The organism is Moraxella sp. CTOTU47724 (genome assembly GCF_032014955.1).
GTDB lineage: Bacteria > Pseudomonadota > Gammaproteobacteria > Pseudomonadales > Moraxellaceae > Faucicola > Faucicola tetraodonis.
Genome location: NZ_DALZSV010000027.1, coordinates 1 through 17,076, shown reverse-complemented (window position 1 = coordinate 17,076; position 17,076 = coordinate 1). Strand labels below are relative to the sequence as shown.

12 protein-coding genes and 1 pseudogene are annotated in these 17,076 nt (G+C 39.1%); 11 read left to right on the top strand and 2 right to left on the bottom strand.

The genetic code is table 11. From position 1 onward, the window contains the following. Positions 1–266: 266 nt before the first annotated feature. Together cas3f and RTR63_RS07025 are read left to right on the top strand one after the other, a co-directional pair. Positions 267–3,515 (top strand): type I-F CRISPR-associated helicase Cas3f, encoded by a 3,249-nt coding sequence (gene cas3f / locus RTR63_RS07030; protein WP_312523446.1) that lies wholly within the window; start codon positions 267–269, stop codon positions 3,513–3,515. Positions 3,516–3,992: 477 nt separating this feature from the next. After that, a complete protein-coding gene (locus tag RTR63_RS07025) occupies positions 3,993–5,006 on the top strand; it encodes a RepB family plasmid replication initiator protein (RefSeq protein ID WP_204155502.1) in 1,014 nt (337 codons plus the stop codon). Positions 5,007–5,042: 36 nt separating this feature from the next. Here the strand turns inward: RTR63_RS07025 and RTR63_RS07020 are convergent, their stop codons facing one another. Further along, positions 5,043–5,678 (bottom strand): XRE family transcriptional regulator, encoded by a 636-nt coding sequence (locus RTR63_RS07020; protein WP_128682133.1) that lies wholly within the window; start codon positions 5,676–5,678, stop codon positions 5,043–5,045. Positions 5,679–5,926: 248 nt separating this feature from the next. Between RTR63_RS07020 and RTR63_RS07015 the strand changes: the two genes are divergently transcribed. The 9 genes from RTR63_RS07015 (at position 5,927) to RTR63_RS06975 (ending at position 16,661) form a co-directional block, all read left to right on the top strand. Then, positions 5,927–6,142 carry a hypothetical protein gene (locus RTR63_RS07015; protein ID WP_062332081.1) on the top strand — a complete coding sequence of 72 codons (216 nt, stop codon included), beginning with the start codon at positions 5,927–5,929 and terminating at the stop codon, positions 6,140–6,142. Positions 6,143–6,152: 10 nt separating this feature from the next. After that, positions 6,153–7,346 (top strand): Arm DNA-binding domain-containing protein, encoded by a 1,194-nt coding sequence (locus RTR63_RS07010; protein ID WP_312523442.1) that lies wholly within the window; start codon positions 6,153–6,155, stop codon positions 7,344–7,346. After that, on the top strand, positions 7,333–7,623 hold the full coding sequence (locus RTR63_RS07005) for a hypothetical protein (RefSeq protein WP_312523441.1): 291 nt from the start codon (positions 7,333–7,335) through the stop codon (positions 7,621–7,623). The genes RTR63_RS07010 and RTR63_RS07005 overlap by 14 nt, the downstream gene beginning before the upstream one ends. 1 nt (position 7,624) lies before the next feature. After that, on the top strand, positions 7,625–7,996 hold the full coding sequence (locus RTR63_RS07000; protein ID WP_204155504.1) for a hypothetical protein: 372 nt from the start codon (positions 7,625–7,627) through the stop codon (positions 7,994–7,996). A 213-nt stretch (positions 7,997–8,209) separates the two neighbouring features. Next, the gene (locus RTR63_RS06995) at positions 8,210–8,740 is read left to right on the top strand and encodes a hypothetical protein (RefSeq protein WP_160001173.1); all 531 of its coding nucleotides are present in this window, start codon (positions 8,210–8,212) and stop codon (positions 8,738–8,740) included. Further along, on the top strand, positions 8,733–11,228 hold the full coding sequence (locus RTR63_RS06990) for a hypothetical protein (protein ID WP_312523438.1): 2,496 nt from the start codon (positions 8,733–8,735) through the stop codon (positions 11,226–11,228). The genes RTR63_RS06995 and RTR63_RS06990 overlap by 8 nt, the downstream gene beginning before the upstream one ends. Then, positions 11,173–14,643 carry a tyrosine-type recombinase/integrase gene (locus tag RTR63_RS06985; protein ID WP_312523436.1) on the top strand — a complete coding sequence of 1,157 codons (3,471 nt, stop codon included), beginning with the start codon at positions 11,173–11,175 and terminating at the stop codon, positions 14,641–14,643. The genes RTR63_RS06990 and RTR63_RS06985 overlap by 56 nt, the downstream gene beginning before the upstream one ends. Before the next feature lie 19 nt (positions 14,644–14,662). Then, a complete protein-coding gene (locus tag RTR63_RS06980; RefSeq protein ID WP_312523434.1) occupies positions 14,663–15,265 on the top strand; it encodes a restriction endonuclease subunit S in 603 nt (200 codons plus the stop codon). Further along, positions 15,255–16,661, top strand: a complete 1,407-nt coding sequence (locus tag RTR63_RS06975) for an N-6 DNA methylase (RefSeq protein ID WP_312523432.1) — start codon at positions 15,255–15,257, stop codon at positions 16,659–16,661. Before RTR63_RS06980 ends, RTR63_RS06975 begins: the two co-directional genes overlap by 11 nt. Before the next feature lie 138 nt (positions 16,662–16,799). Here RTR63_RS06975 and RTR63_RS06970 read toward each other — a convergent pair. After that, a pseudogene (locus tag RTR63_RS06970) lies at positions 16,800–17,076 on the bottom strand (hypothetical protein); the annotation flags it as partial.

Here is a 17,076-nt window from a genome sequence, read left to right as displayed (position 1 = left end):
ATTAGAATTACTAAGGACGAGATTTTGAATACAATTTAAAATTACTCAACCATCTATGCGATGGCAAACGATTAGAAATTCAACATAAATAGAATAACTAATTTCTCAACCATCTAAGCGATGGTTAAAGGATTATAACACAAAGCCCCTTTTTACCAATTTTTTTTTAGCGACATAAATTGACGTTTAATTTCATAAGTTTATTGAAAAAAACAAAAATCTGTTTATAGTGGTTTTGTATTTATCACTCAAACAAAGAAAAAATTATGCACGTCATTTTTATCTCTGCTTGCGAAAAAAAAGCCCTGAAAAAAACCCGAGCCGTACTCGACAGCTACGCCATCCGCACAGGACAAAGCACATGGCAAGCCCCCATGACCATGGAAGGTCTAACCGAAGTCCGCAAAGCCCTAAAACAAAAAGGCATCACTCGCCAAACTGCCGTCGCCGCCTACATTAACTACGGTATGCGACGCATGAAACTGGCTTGGGTCGTGGGCGCAAAGCATCGTTTTAATAGCGAAGGGGCATACCCTGTCGCTTCAACTGGTAAGCCTTATACCAAGCGACAAATCGACGACTGGGCCAGAGCAGCAAGTCTATTGGCAGGAGCGGCAGGCGATATGCATGATATCGGCAAAGCATCGCAACATTTTCAAAACAAACTGTCGCCTAATCAAGCCAATAAAATCATCGCTGATGATATCCGCCATGAATGGCTATCCGTCAAGCTATTGCAACAACTACGGCATAATAACTTTGATTGGCAAAACGCTTGGCAACAAGTCGCCAAAGATAAAAACCGTAATATTTTTACCTTAGGTGATTTAAAACAAGTCGATGATGGCGTGGCAAACGGCATTGAAGCGGTGGATTATTTGATTGTCACTCATCATGGATTATTGGGAGCAGATGACCCAACAGGCTATGCAAGCTATCCTAACGAAGACAAACACGTACGTGAACCATTACCTCATACCCAACAACTCACTTGTGCAGGCGAGTTACCACAAAGCATTTTTGATAGTTATCAAAAACGAATGGCACGACTTGCCAAATTATTGCCTACCAACGCCAGTCCAACTTATTATAAAGCCCTCTGTTTACATGCTCGTAATGCCTTGATTCACGCTGACCATACCATTTCTGCGGTCAATTATCTGGACATGGTGCAACCTGCCACTCCAACTCCCACGCAACTGTTTGCTAATACCTGTTTTGTTGATAGTAAGAAACAACACAATCAACCGCTAGAATGGCATTTACGCCATGTGGGCGAACGAGCCAGTTTTATCGCTTGTAACATGATGACAGAATTAAATTTGTCTGGACTATGTGAGCAGACCGTCGAATATATCAAAACACCCACGCAAAACGCTCATTTTAAGTGGCAAAATGTTGCTGGCAATGCCTTGCAAAAATTCGCCGATAAATATCCCGATGTACCGACGCTTGTTTTTAATATCGCAGGTACAGGTAGCGGTAAAACTCGGATGAATCTACGCATCGCTTGCACCTTGCGACCCAATGACCCACGCATTTGTATCGCTCTCAATTTACGCTCTTTGACCTTGCAAACAGGTGATGCTCTCAAAAAATCCATGAATCTGTCCGATGACGAATTAGCCGTTATCATCGGCGACAATATTACCCAAGAACTATTTGAAAAAGCCAAAAAAAACCAAGGGATTGACGAAGATGAAAATCCCCCAGAGCCGATATTTGATGCTAAAGGGGATGATTATGACATTCCTGCATGGCTTAACCCATTATTTGAGAAAACCACCAAAAAGGGCATTATAAGTGACAATGATGGCAAAACTTTATTGGCATCGCCTTTGCTCGTTTCCACCATTGATTATCTGATAGCAGCGGGCGAACCACACAAACAAGGACATCATGTCAAAGCCTTGCTACGATTAATAAGTAGTGATTTGATACTCGATGAAATCGATGGCTACGACCCCAAAGCCTTGATAGCAGTATTACGCTTGGTGCAGCTAGCTGCCATGTATGGTCGCCATGTGATTTGCTCATCGGCAACCCTCTCCAAGACATTAGCTATTAGCGTGCATCGTGCCTTTGAATCTGGTATAGCGATGCGACAAGCTTTACTAAATGATGACAAACAAGCCTTTAATATCGCCATTATCGATAATGAAATTGCCAGTAAAAATCCACCCAAAATTTGGCAACAAACGCTAACTCAAGATAGCGACACCCAAGCTGACGATAAAAATTTTAAAGATATTTACCAAACACACCTCAATGAATTACAGCTTGCTTTATCCAAAAAGACGAGCTTTCGCCTAGCCGAACTCAAACCCATGCCAAAGGCAACTATTAGCGATTGGCAACAAGCGGTACTTGAATCTGCCCAAATCTTGCATGATAGATACGCTTGGCAATGTCAAAATGGGGAAAAACGCCTATCCTTTGGCTTAATTCGGGTGGCAAATATTCACCATGCTATTAGCCTTGCTCATTATTTTGCCAATCATTGGCAACACGCCCATATCGCTTGCTATCATGCCAATGATTGGCGAATCAATCGTTTTTATAAAGAACAACGCTTAGACACTTTGCTAAGTCGTCATAAAGATGGCAAAAAACGCAAAACAGGTAATGAAACCATCGAGCAAGATAGCGAAATTATCGAACTCATGAAACACAGCCAACAAAAAAATGTACCCTTTGTCGTGATTGCCACGCCTGTCGAAGAAGTGGGGCGTGACCATGATTTTGATTGGGCAGTCATTGATGCATCAAGCGTTCAGTCCATCGTACAGACCGCTGGGCGAGTCAATCGTCATCGTCGAGAAACGATTCATGAGCCAAATATTATCATCCCCCAATTTAACTATCGGCATTGCAAAAACGTGCAACAACAAAAACCCAAACAACCTGCTTTTATCTATCCAGGTTATGAAAGTTATAGTCAAGATGAAAACTATCCAAACCATGATTTGGCAAAATTGTTACCTTGGCAAAATAATCAACTCATAATAGATGCTAGACTGCGTTTTGACAAAGATAACTGTCTATTTGCTAAACTTGATGATAGAGAGATACAAGGGTTTTGTGAGCGATACTTTTATGATGAAGGCGATGAGCTTTTTTCAAATGCCCAAGTGGATAGCTGTCTAATGACTGAGCAACTGTATCAAACATTCACCCCATTACGCGATAGACAGTATCAAGCCTTGTATCGAATAAATCCCAACTCTATCAAGGAAGGCGAGTTGGCCATAGAAAAATATGTGAATGCGTTTAATCCAGTATTTAAAAAGCAACAACAAGAATGGCAAGATTATAGCGGTGATTTTACCAAACCTATTTTACAACCCGCTAAGCCACAAGCGTGGCTGTATTTGTCGCCTAGTCAAATGGTGGAACAATGCGAATTTTATGATATTGATATTGAACAAGGCTGTCAAATTTCACTAAGTCTATATAATGATAAAAATGAGATACAGTGGCTATATGATGAAGGGTTTGGTGTAGTTAAAAAATAAGTAATTATGCTTGATATCGAATGTCTCATGTAAATTTGTTTTTATGATAGAAATTAAACTTTATCAAAATAATCTTATCACTCTAAATTTCATTAAACATTAGTATTAGTATTATCTATATTATTAAATTATAGAGGCTCTGTATTCCGCCATGGTAGCGGCTTTGCACGCAGATATGTGTACGGATAGGTGAATATGAATGTACAGATAGGAGAATCAAAATGGTCGGTTAGATGAAGTTAGATGTACCGATAGGTGAAATATGTGTACAGATTGATGAAGTTAGAATCTCAACATAGATTGAGAGCGATTATCATAAAATAATCCAAAATAAAACCTAATTCATTGATATTCACAAATTTTTATTAACTTTTGTAACCGACATGGATTAACATAGATTACGATTTTACCCATCGTCGAGTGCACTTCTATAATTAGGCTCACATAAATCTGAGATAATGGATAGCAAGTCACCCTATGACGATGCAAAATTTTTACAAGCAAGGTGCTGATAAAGTAATGATTATCAAACCCAATACCTTGGTCGAAGCAGGTTTTGACTTAACTGAAGCCGAGCATGACTTGATGACGCTTGCCATTAATAAACTGCATCGATTACAGTCAGGTGGCAAACGAGTATTAATTAGTGCAAAAGAATTCGCTGCCGCCAATCGAGTCAATGAAATCTATGCCTATCGAGCCTTAAAAGATACTGCCAAAATTCTAGGCGATAGAAAACTCAAATTTACCTTATATTTTGATAAAACCATCCAAGCAGAAAATGACGCTGACAAACTCACCGTTCTCAAACCTCATCATAACAATTTCACTATGCTTCGCTCAGAATATCATTGGCTGCAAGGCGTATCGTATCAAGATGAACAAGGTTTTATTATTCTAGATTTTTCTGATCCTTTAACCTTTCTGATTGATAATACCAGTAAAGCCTACACTCGTTATGATTTTATCAAAACCGTTGAGTTTAAAGGCTGTAGCAGTAAACGTCTGTATGAGTTAATCAACAAGTGGAAAGATACAGGCGGTGTACCAGAAATGACCGTCGAAGCATGGAAAGAATTTTTTGGGGTAGCTGATAAATATCCCAAAATTGCCGAATTCAAACGCCGAATCTTAGACCCTGCCATCAACCAGATTAATAAACAAGGCGATTTTAAACTCACTTTAAATGCGAGCAAATTTGGGCGAACCATTACCCATTTCTCTATCGTAATTAAAACCATCAAAAAGCCAGACCAACAAGTAGAACAAAAAACCGAATCTGACAAGAAATGGGCTAAATTATTGACGGCTAGCCAAGCTAATATTTTCGCCAAAAAACTTGCCAATGATAGCAGTTTTGGGGGTAAATACGCTCGAGTCGGAGAAACTACCGAAAGCTTTATCTCACGTCTGAATGAGGAGTTACAAAGGGATTTGTTGAAAATTACTGAGTATCTACCTTATCTGAAAAAAATTGGTTTTAAAGCTTAAGAGAGCAAGCATTGAAAATCACCCTTGTCATCACTATCAGATTTTTTGTATATCAGAGCCGATATAGATAACCTGACCAATCACAGCCAAAAAATCACGTTCTTTGAGCTGTTCTTGTGAAATATCAAATGCAGAATATTTTTGATTATCGCTGATAATTTTTAATCCTGTTGGTAATCGTTGTATGCGTCGTATAAAAAGTTCATTATTGATTAAAAGAGCATAGACCGCCCCATCAATGAGTTGATTTTGCTGTTTATTAATAATTACAACAGCATCATTACCAATCAGTGGCGACATGGTATCACCTTTATACAAATAGCCCACCAACTGCGAAGCATCAATTGCTCGCTCATTAAGCCACCAATTAGGCAATGGATAAGACAAGTCAGTTGATTGATTATTCATGTCCAATAATGCCAACCAATGCACGTTTTGACTACTCTGTGATAACTGTTCACCCGTCATCAACGTCCATGGATGCACGCCATAGATTCTCGCCAAATCAAACAAATACTCAAGTTTAGGTTCACGGCTACTCTCCTGCTGCTCCCAATCTTGCAGGGAGCTTCGAGAAAACCCTGATGTCTGAGAAGCGAGTTGCACCACTTCATCACGAGTTAGCTGTGCATTTTTTCTAGCCTGTTCCAAACGAAAAGAAAGATTATCCATTTTTTACCTTTAAATAGGTTAAATATTCATAATTAAAAACTTTTTGTAGGTATAAATTATTTTGATAAATCTATAATCAAGTAAAATTAGAACAAAAATACCTAATTTTATTCAAAAATAGGTTGCTTTAATAACTATTAATAGGTATTATATATTCATCGGCAGTTATTAGAGATAAATAAACTTTATTAATAACCCGATAATAAGTTTTTTTAAACTAAATCAACCTATTTTTAAAAGAGGTCATTATGACATATACCTACCTAACAACGGAAGAACTATCTGAACGTATCAAATATGACAAAGCCACCATTCGCAGTTGTTTAAAAGATAGCGTGCTCATCGAAGGAGTGCATTATATTCGCCCGTTTGGCGGTCGCAAAATTCTCTATGTGTGGGAACAAATAGAAAAGGATATGCGCAACACAGTTTTAGCCGACATCAATGCCATGGCATTGCAGTAAGGAGAAATTTATGGCCAGCATTCGTACCCGTCAAGGAAGTAAATTTTTGATGATTGATTTTCGCTTTATGAATAAACGCTGTCGAGAAACAACCAACCTAATCGACACGCCCGAAAATCGAAAAAAACTGGAAAAAATCATCCAAAAAATGGAAGCAGAAATCACCCTTGGACTATTTGATTATCTCAAATACTTCCCAAAAAGTGAGAAAGGCATTGAACTGATGGCAGTCAAAGAGCGTGTGCAAAGTTTTCAATCTGACACACCCGTATTTAAAGACTTTGCTGAAACTTGGTTTGAAGAAAAGCAAATTGAATGGCGAGCAAGCTACATCGGCAAAATCAAAGATATTTTGGATAAGTATCTGGTGCCACATTTTGGCAAACGCAGTGTTATCGCTATCACAAGGGCAGATGTGTTAGCGTTCCGTACATCCCTCGCCAAAGTGACCTACGGAACAGCTAACAAGCATCTGTCAGCAGCCAGAATTAATTCGATAATGACCACTTTGCGTATGATACTGCAAGAAGCGGCAAAACGCTATAAATTTGAAAATCCTTATGAGGATATCAAGGTTTTAAAACTTGATAAGCCTGATATTGAGCCATTCACCATTGACGAGGTTTGGAAATTTATCAATGGCGTGCGTAAAGACTATAAAAACTATTACACCGTAAGGTTTTTCACCGGCATGCGAACCAGCGAAATTGATGGACTAACGTGGGAGCATGTGGATTTTGACCGCCGTGAAATCCGTGTTCGCCAAGCGTATGTTAAAGGCGTAATTGGTAAGCCCAAAACCCAGGAATCCAATCGCGATATCGCCATGTCACCGTGGGTTTATGAAGCGCTACAAGCGCAGTACAAAGTCACCCATGGTCGCTCAAAATTCGTGTTTTGCAATCGAGAAGGAGAGCCACTCGATTATCACAATGTCAATCGTAAAGTGTGGCATCCCACGCTTCGACTGTTAGGGTTAAAAGCCCGTAATGCCTACCAAACCCGCCATACGGCTGCAACGCTATGGCTTGCGGCAGGGGAGGCGCCAGAATGGATCGCAAGGCAGATGGGTCACGCCAATACTACCATGTTGTTTAAGGTTTATAGCCGCTATGTGCCGAATATGACACGCCGTGATGGCAGTGCCTTTGAAGCTTTGATAGCTACCAGTCAAAAAGGGGAGTGTAGTCATGCCAGTGATTGATTATGAACAACTGCGACAAGCCATGAAGCCTGATTTGATTAGCCAAGAAGCTTGCAATTTCGCTAACGAATTAATCGCTGAGTATCACATTATCAACAATGCCGATTTAGCAGAATGGATGAATGAGCATCATTGTAATTCTCATCGAGCATTAAGGCTTTGGGCACAACGCCAACTATCATCCATTGATAAAGATGAAACGCGAGACGAGCAATATCGGCAAATTAGGCATTTGTTTCAACATGATTTTTCAAATTTTTTAGAGAGAGTATACTAAAATGCGTATTCACTTACTGACTAATAAAATGCTCAATGGTACTTCGCTCCAGATGTGCCTAGATTACTGGCATCCATTTAATCAACATCATCCCAATCGACTTGAGTGGCATATCAAACAGCTATGTCATTACTATCAAGTAACCTTTGAAGAGTTATTCTCGAGATTATCGATGGTAAGGGCTTATGATTCAAGTATTCGCTGTAAAACTTGTGGCAAACTGTACGAGCTTTACAACCCGTGCGATTTGCCCGATCCTAATTATTTTTTAGATTGGCAATGTGCGCAATGCTTAGCCTTTATCAATAGAGGTGTCGTAGATTTACAGGGATTTTTGGCATCAGTTGAACCTGATAATGAAATACCATTTTAATTAGCCTTCGCATTTAAAAAACACCGCAATCTAGCGGTGTTTTTTTATAAAAATCAAAAACAGCATGGTCATTTATCTATTAGCAAATTTTTGAATCAATAAAGTTACCGCTAATTTTAACAAAAAAACAACTCAAAAAAATGCGTGTGGGGGTCTTTCTGTTAGAAATTTTGGCTATAATTAAAAAATCGTAATTTTATTACTATTTATAAAATGCAAAATATTTTACTAAGTTATCTATCTAAACAAGATATGGATGTCCATCCTGATGTATTGGATTGGAAGGATTTTTATCTAAATTATCTCGTTTGTAATTTGAATATTGAGCAAATAAAAACAGAATATTTGCGTGCAAAATCAATAAACACAGTTGTATTAAAGGACAAGAAGAGTTACCAGTTCACCCATAATTTAATTTTGAATAACGTCCTGACCGAATTAACTTATCAATCAATGATAAAAGGTGAAGATAATTTGAAAATTATTGAGGTAAAAGATATTGCAGCCTTTAATTTTTTATCGAATGTGATATTTGAAACGCTCGATATTATTTGTCGCAACAGCAAATCATTTGAAAATTTAAACGAAATTTATGATGCACTTGATTTGCTTATTAATCCACTTGCATGGAAAAAGATTTACCCGAATGCCAAGTTTACAAAAACTTGTTTTTACAATCTCATTAACGTAAAGATGCGTACGGCACAGCATCGTCAGCAAGAATTAGAGAATAAAAATGACTGAAAATGCTGAAGAATCTAATTCAGAACTACCACTTTTGTCACGGCATGATTTTCAAAGCTTAATAAAAAACACCTTATTGTTCGAAAATTACCCTGTTGAAGAAAAAGCAGACACAAAAGCAAAAGAGCAGCTGATCCAAAATCTGGTGATGACGTGTTTAATCGCACAAAAAATCGTGCGAGATGGCGATATTGAAACTAAAAACATCGAAAAAATTCAAACAGCGTTCAAAATTAATATATTGGAAAGTATAGAAGCGAAAAGAGGTGAATTAAATAAGCTGCCAAATCTCCTAAAGTTGCCTTTTTTGATTTCAAAGTTTGAATTAGCGCCACAACAAATCGGCTGGACAAAAATTGCTTTTTACTTGGCAATAGTACTGAAGCATCACAAATTAAAATCTTATTATCAACGTATCATCAAACGCTTAAAGATTGCGTGTTTTTATAAAACACCCATAAAAACTTGGATTTTAGAAAATCTCCCCCATTTTTCGGACGACCCTGCATGCGCTTTGCAAATTGATTCATTGAGGGATTTTTTGGTTGAGTTAGAAATTCAGACCAATAATAAAACGCGTCGCAACCAAGCGACTGAAATCCGATTGTGTCTTGAAGTTGCGCTTAATCCAAAGCGTCGTAAAAAAATTGATAGAGCAATCAAAAAGCTAAATGCTAAACGAAAACCCCGCAAAAAAAAGCCGCCGCAAAATTTATCCGCTCGGGACTTTATCCAACCCACTTTTCAATCTAATCCAAATTTGAATACCACGGATGATGTTGAAAATTATCAGCCCGCACTGCAGACAGTGTGTTTTGAAAGTAAAGATACTGAGCAATCGACAGCGAGTTCAACCGAAGTTACAGTCGATAACACGGGTGAGCCGTTACTTGAGTATCAAACCATCCCCAATGCTTTGGTTCGTTACAATGCACCGCTGCAAATGGTTGATTTATCCGTTCGGCAAATGTTTATCAGCCAGCGTGAATTGATGCTAAATTCAAGTGTTTATCTGCTTTCGCCAAAAGCCTACCAGCTCGTTTTTGCAAGGCTAGTAAAAGACTGTCAGTTACAAGAAGAAATATTAAGTCGTGAGCAGCTTAAGCTTAAAACATTAGCCACAATTTTGCTGTTATCAATGATCACGTCTATTCCTGTTGAATCGCTCATGATAAAAGGTTTTGTGAGACAGTCTGGGATATTTAAGCTATTAAAGACCAAGGTTTATTTGCACGCATCCTTTGAAATTACTGCACGTAAAAAGAAATTTGAAGCCCACATTTTTGAAAATGAGAAAGCAGAGATTGAGCTGCCAATGCCCATTAAACTTGTAGGATTTTTAGCGAATAAACGATTATTACCCACACAGACTGATGTTCGAGACTATATCGCTCAAGTGAGAACAGAGTTGAGTTTGCCGTACCTATCAGTGCATCGTATTGAGTCAGCCTTGCAAGTTAGCTTGACTCGTTATATCGAGGGTAGTAACAGCCATATCGCTGAAATTATCTGCCGAATCCCGCCAATATCCGCACCTGCAAAATTTTATAGCAGTCATATGCTAAATGAATTAATCACCCATTATAAAAATGCGTTGGTTTGGCTGAGAAAAGATACGTCATTTGACTTGGGCTTTCTAGAAACAAAAAAAGACTATACCACAGGCTCGGGGCAAGCACTCACACTGTCATTTGTCAAATCATTACTTGATGATATTTTTCATACAGCCGTCATCACCAGTACATCAAAATTTGAACTATTTAATAACGTCAGTAGTTATGTCTGGCTGATTTTTTGTCTCACCACAGGGATTCGTCCCAATAATCGTATCACCCATATTCATGATATTGATTTAAATGAATATTCTGCTCAAACCCTTATTTCTGACAAACCCAATCGTTCCGTGAGAAATCATCGTCTAGTGCCAATCTGCCCAACGCTAGTAACAACGTTGACGTTATACCGCTGGTTTCTCGCCAAATTTGCCCAATTGCTCCATCGTAGAAAATGGGTCAACCAAGTGATCAAACCGATTTTGTATGAACATGACGATAGCGACAATATGCTGATTAACTTAATTTGTGAACAAGGCGAGAAAATAGCGACAGTAAAACGTGGTCAGATTGCAGAATTTATCAAACCTTTTTTTGACATAGATCCCTACTTTACTCGGCATTTTGTGAGAGTTCAGCTTGAAAAACGCGGTGTCGAAATGCCCATTATCAATGGTGTCATCGGTCATGAAAAACATCGCCAAGAATTTTTTGGTCGATACTCATCGGGGAGTAAATCCGCTATCTACGCACTAGCTGATGTGTTTGAGGCCATAGCCAACGATTTGGGCTTGAATGACATCAAAGCAAAATTTCAAAAAATAGACAAGTTATTACATCTATTACCAGAGCAATCTTCTAAACCCGATGAGACATTAGATGAGAAAAGCAGCAAAAAAACAAAGATTGACGCAACAACAAAGACGACAGCTTAAAAAATCTAACTATAGCCAAATGCCATCAGAATTTAGCCGCTGGGGTGTTTGGCACAAAGCTTATCATCCGATTTGGCAGACATTGCAATGTTTGTGGTACCAAACCCAAGCCGATGAGTCGCTTTTGGCAAATCCCAACCATTTGCAGTCGCCTACTCGCAAAATTGAAAGTATCAAATATCAATGGCAAAAGGCTCAAGCATCACTATACATCAAACAAATCTGTTGCGATATTTCGTCAAATGCGTATTTACAGTATTTGCGAGATTTATATCAGATTGAAAAAGACTATAAAAGCCTGTCAAATAAAGGTTTTGATATTTTTATTAAAAAAGCCAACACCTTATTATTTGCTGAGTACGGGGCGAGTGAGACAATTTATCGCTACGCTAGGCAACTATTACAGCAATTTGTAGCGTATCAAAATACCAATTTTCGGTTAAATGAGTACTACTTTGGGGTAGTGCTAGCCCCCCAAACCATGCCATCAAAAATTAACCCGCTACAAATTACGGAATCTTATGTCAGACACGGTAAGCAGTTTAATAAAATTTTAGATGTAGTAAAAAATCATTGGCAAACCACCAAGAAATTTAAAATCGAAGAAAAAATTGGTTGGCTGATATTCTCAGGTATTGCGTTTGGTGGTATCAATGATGCAAAAATGCTGCACGCATGGCTAATCAATTTGCTAAACAATGACTTTCAACCTTACCTAAATTATCGTTTATTGACCCAAATCCGCTACGCCAATAAAAACTACGGCAATGAACGACTTGATGATGGTGGTATTTATAACAGCCAACAAATTTGTATTGACCCGATGAGTCAATGTTGGCTGTTAGCCCTACAACATGACCCTATCGATGCCTCAATGCTAGGCAATCTCAATATTCATGTGCTTTTATTTAACGTAATTACCCCTTTACTTAAACAAGCCAATTTGACCATCCCATCATTTTCTCGGTTGTTACAGTCAGCCAGTTCTCATTGGGAGCGATTGCGAGATGTACATATCGACCATGCGCTAACCATGGTATTACAAGGTCGGCAAGTAACCACTGGTTTAAGAATTGAGAGTTTTTTAACGATTCATGACAGCAATTTTACCAATCATGATAAGGTTTATGATATTGATGAGTTACTCACGCTGACCATCACCGCAAATAACCATAAAAATATCGACAACTTGACCCTTTCCCAGAAAGCGGAACAACGCAAAACCGATGTTTTAATCAATATTCGAAAAGTACTGCGAGAACCAAATGCCAGACTCTATCATATCACTGTCCCCAATTTTGATAGTTTATCCAAGCGAGATAAAGTGCGGTATAAGCTTGTCGATATGCAAGAAGTGGTGGCAACGCAGGCTGAAAAAGTATTATTGGCATGGGTCATTGATTTGGTTAAAGAGCGTTCAAAAACCAGTTTACAAAGTATTGAGAAATATCTATTCACCATTGGCTACGAGTGGCTATACTTTGTGAGTGACAGTGAGTTACAAGGTTGGGAGGCAGATGATTTTGAAGAGTTATATGAAGAAATCGTTGATTTTAAAAAATCAAAGCTTAAAAACAAGGACATTGCTTATTCTGCCAAATTGCTAAAACGCTTGCATAATTTTGGGATGGAAAAATTCGGTTTTGTCGAGGCAGATATTCCTGAAGCCACCGCCATGCGGTGTGTACGTGCCGAGTGGATTTCGCCCAACCTATACCAACATATCTTATTACAAATCCGTCGCTCGATTGACCCGATGGAAGCAGACATGTTTTTATTATTGTTTATCCTTGCTTATCGCACAGGGATGCGAAACAAAGAGCTACTTGGCTTACGTTTTAGCGATATTGAAGCGATTGGCACCGATGAGCCGTCGCTACTGATACGTCCAAACAATTATCGCAAAACCAAAACCGAAGGCAGTATTCGAAGAGTGGCACTTTATGCTTTATTAAGTCTACAGGAACTTGAGTTTTTTACTGAGTATGTCAAAAGCAATCATATCAGCAAGCAGCAACAATATTTATTCACGTTATCTACTGAGAATACCCCAATCCCCAGCCATACGCCCCTAAAATTATTGGATAAAATTGTCAAAGATATTTCCCCAAATGCTGATATCCAAAACACTAGTACCCAAAACGCTGATACCAAGTTTACCTTTCATGCCTTCAGGCACACGGCGATTAGCAACTTAGCTCTCGCGCTAAATGCAGATGACGCATTGACGCAAACTTTAACAGGTCTAAATACCAAACATATTGATCAGATTGTCCAAGGTTTATTGGGTGTGAAAAAATACCATACTGACAAATGGTATGCCATTTCGGGGCTGATGGGGCATTTATCGCCAGAACGTAGTTTTGAATATTACAACCACTTTGCGATGCTCACGGCAACTTATGAACTTAGCAAAGCCAATATCGGCTTGCCTTACGATAGCTGGATAAACATTACTAATTTGCAACACCGCGCAATTTCAAAACGCCATGATGTACAACTCGCTGATATACGTGCATTATTGTTTCGAGAAAATTTTGGGCAAAAATTGCGAAAATCAACGTCATTTGCAATCGCCAATCTCAATTTTAATGATGAAATATTTGGACGCAACTTACCAAAGCACAGCGATTCACCGCTGCTCAATTATCGACCCCAACAAATTCAAGCGGTGTTAGAACATTTGGAAAAAAATCCAAAGGCTGATAGCAATGTGATTGGCGATGATACGTTAGTATCGCCACAAGATATTGGCTTGATTAAACAAAAAGCATTCGCCATCCAAAAGCTAATGACAGAACGTCGTCACTATCGATTTTTACACGAAAACACGCACTACGGCATGATAGCTATACAAACGCATTTTGAGCATCGAATGCTCGGTATGATGCTCAGAAATGCCAATATCTTACGACAAGATTTACCTAATTGGCAGTTTTTTATCCGTACCCTTGCCGATAGAATGACGACTACCGATTCTTCCATACCGTTTGGTAAAAGTTATGGCGAAGTGCAAATCCTGCTGAAGTTTTTACCGATTGCGATTACAATATTGCCCAAAAATCGCTGGATGATCAGTTGTGATGAACCGATTTTGACTATTTTAAACCGTCACCAACTATTTGATAAGGATGAGTTATTTAGCGATAATGATAATCAATTTGAAGATATCAATGCCCAACCAGAGGCACAACTGAGTACAGAAAAATTTGAAGAAGTGCAAACGACGCTTAAGTTTCGATATAAAAATGATAACACCCAGACTTCAATTTTAATCGGCATAGCCACGCCAGATAATCAGCTAAATCGAACAAATTCGTGGCGATTTTCGGCATTACTGCGTTATTTTACCCATTTGGTGCTCATCACGGATGAGACGTTAAAAGCGATATTACCATCAACCGATGATATGTAAACTTTAAATTGGAACATTCATGCAACTGAAAGATCTTGCCAAAATTTTTGTTGGTTTAAATAAAAAGTTTATCAATCAAGGTGACAATCTCATCACCGTCAGACAACTGACCGCGCAAAATTTTACCGATTTGGGCACGCTTGAGATTGATGACAATCCCGACAGTTTGGTCGCTATTTCACCTGAGGTATTCACCACACAGCAACTACAAGTGGGTGATGTGTTATTGGTGGCTCGTGGTTTTAATATGCGCTCAGCCATTGTGCGAGCGCAGGATATGGGTGATATACCGCTTGTGGTGGGGGTCAATTGTTTTATACTGAGAGCCAAACCTAATTTGCTGTTACCTGAAGTATTGGTCAGTCTGCTTAACAGCGAATACGGACAGGCTTGGCTTGCCACGCACAACCGAGCGACAGTCACCGCCACAATTTCGGTTGGTCGGCTAAAAAAGTGGCAAATTGATGTGCCAAGCCAAGAGAACCAGCAAAAATTAGCCGATTTTTTTTGGCAAAATATAGTTACTTTGCAAGCGTTAAACCAACTGATGCAACAACATCAACGCGCCGCTTCTGCCGTATTTCACACCTTAATGCCCCAAGGTAGCCATCATGACCAGTAGGACACAATCACCAAACAATACAAAAATATCGACTTTTAATGCCGTTTTTGATAAAAACTATCAATCACTCAGACGAGAGCTCACCGCTGAAAATGCCATGTTGGTGATGATAGTATCTGCCTATGTGGCGTATCTTAACGAGGCGCAGCAAAATCCAATTGCTGATTTGGTTGGCAACTTGATGACCGCTAAAGACGATGCCAAAGCTTTACCTGATGAATTTGCGGCAAAGGAGTTAACAGACCAGTCGTTGCTCACACCCAATGTGAAAATCGAGCAAATATTACGACAGTTTTATGATAGCCAAGATTTGGATGTTGTCATTGCATCGCTCATCAAATTGTTATCGGATACCGCCCATCCATGGCAGTGTATTCAAGCGGATTTTAGCCAACTGCAACAGCAATTTTTAACAGCACAAGCCTATGCTCAGCAAATCACGCCATTGCTTTATCAAAAATTACATGCCCTATCTATTAAAAATCAATGGGGCGACCCATTGGCAATTAGCCTGCTATTAAAAGGGATTGTTGGTGAAACGCACGGCTTGACAATATACGATGGCGCAAGTGGCGTGGCAAATAGTGGCTTTAGCCTAGCACCTGGCAAGCTTATTTTGCGAGAAATTCACATGCTGCCTGCCTTGCTAAGCCGATTGTTATTAACTATGGTTGAGAGTGATGCCGAGTTAAAAATTTTGGACAGTTTGACAGCAAAAGAAGAAAGCCATCAAGCAGATATTGGTATTTGTTTACCAAGTTTTGGCAATGAGATTCAGCCGTTTGCGTTAACAGAGGTTAACTATCTACAGCCTTTAAATGTTTTTCATGCGATTCCCAGCAGTGCCTCCGAAAGTCTATGGGTTCAGCTTTATCTATATCATCTCAACGATAAGGGCAGGGCATACCTAATATTGCCCATCGGCTGGTTATTTAAAGGGGGGTATGACCTTGCTGTGCGAGAAGCATTGGTGCATCACAATCTGATTGAAAGCGTGACCCTTTTGCCGCTGGGAATTTTGCAATATAGTCAAGCCAACGTATGCTTAGTGGTATTAAATACAGCAAAAACAACCGACACGTTTTGGTTGATGACGGCAGAAAATATACAGGTTAATCGCAAATACGGCGGTGAAATAGCGGAACAATCAATCGCAAAAATCATCGACTTTATAAAAAATCCAACTGAAAATAACGTTGCGGTTAAGGTGACGCAAGCACAAATTGCACAATATAAGTATGACCTAAATCCAAAATGCTATTTTAAAGACCCATTAGACATTGCAACATTGGAATTAACGACGGAATTAACAGCGTTAGCAGACTACCAACGCCAATATGAAGCGGCAAAAGTACAACTAGACAAACTATTGTCGTCCATTGCAAAACAAAGCTAGGCAATGATGGTTAAATGATAGCTATGGCTGTGCTTTGAAACGATGAACCACCCCGAATTTATCGGAGACAAGTTTGCTTGAGTCAAGCAGCATAGCCTGACGGAACTAATGAACAATAGTAGATATTTTCCGCATCCACTACGAGCATAGCTCTCCGTCTTGCACTCGGGCAAAGCAGTACTTTGCTAATCCTCGTTCAGGCGACACATATTCATTGGTAGAATGCAACCCTTCAAGGTTGTACCATTGTGCCCAATCAAGGGTTACGAGAGCAACATCATTTACACCTTCCCAGGTTTGTTTTAAATAATGGTAGTGGTTTGAAAAGTATGCTGAGAAAGAAATAGAAAAGACAACTTGGTAAAAAGATGATAATTTGAGGTTATGAAGACACAAATTACAATCAAATGCCCAA

Coding starts and splice junctions, on each gene's coding strand:
- cas3f (WP_312523446.1), top strand. CDS start 267: ATGCACGTCATTTTTATCTCTGCTTGCGAAAAAAAAGCCCTGAAAAAA.
- RTR63_RS07025 (WP_204155502.1), top strand. CDS start 3,993: ATGACGATGCAAAATTTTTACAAGCAAGGTGCTGATAAAGTAATGATT.
- RTR63_RS07020 (WP_128682133.1), bottom strand. CDS start 5,678: ATGGATAATCTTTCTTTTCGTTTGGAACAGGCTAGAAAAAATGCACAG.
- RTR63_RS07015 (WP_062332081.1), top strand. CDS start 5,927: ATGACATATACCTACCTAACAACGGAAGAACTATCTGAACGTATCAAA.
- RTR63_RS07010 (WP_312523442.1), top strand. CDS start 6,153: ATGGCCAGCATTCGTACCCGTCAAGGAAGTAAATTTTTGATGATTGAT.
- RTR63_RS07005 (WP_312523441.1), top strand. CDS start 7,333: ATGCCAGTGATTGATTATGAACAACTGCGACAAGCCATGAAGCCTGAT.
- RTR63_RS07000 (WP_204155504.1), top strand. CDS start 7,625: ATGCGTATTCACTTACTGACTAATAAAATGCTCAATGGTACTTCGCTC.
- RTR63_RS06995 (WP_160001173.1), top strand. CDS start 8,210: ATGCAAAATATTTTACTAAGTTATCTATCTAAACAAGATATGGATGTC.
- RTR63_RS06990 (WP_312523438.1), top strand. CDS start 8,733: ATGACTGAAAATGCTGAAGAATCTAATTCAGAACTACCACTTTTGTCA.
- RTR63_RS06985 (WP_312523436.1), top strand. CDS start 11,173: ATGAGAAAAGCAGCAAAAAAACAAAGATTGACGCAACAACAAAGACGA.
- RTR63_RS06980 (WP_312523434.1), top strand. CDS start 14,663: ATGCAACTGAAAGATCTTGCCAAAATTTTTGTTGGTTTAAATAAAAAG.
- RTR63_RS06975 (WP_312523432.1), top strand. CDS start 15,255: ATGACCAGTAGGACACAATCACCAAACAATACAAAAATATCGACTTTT.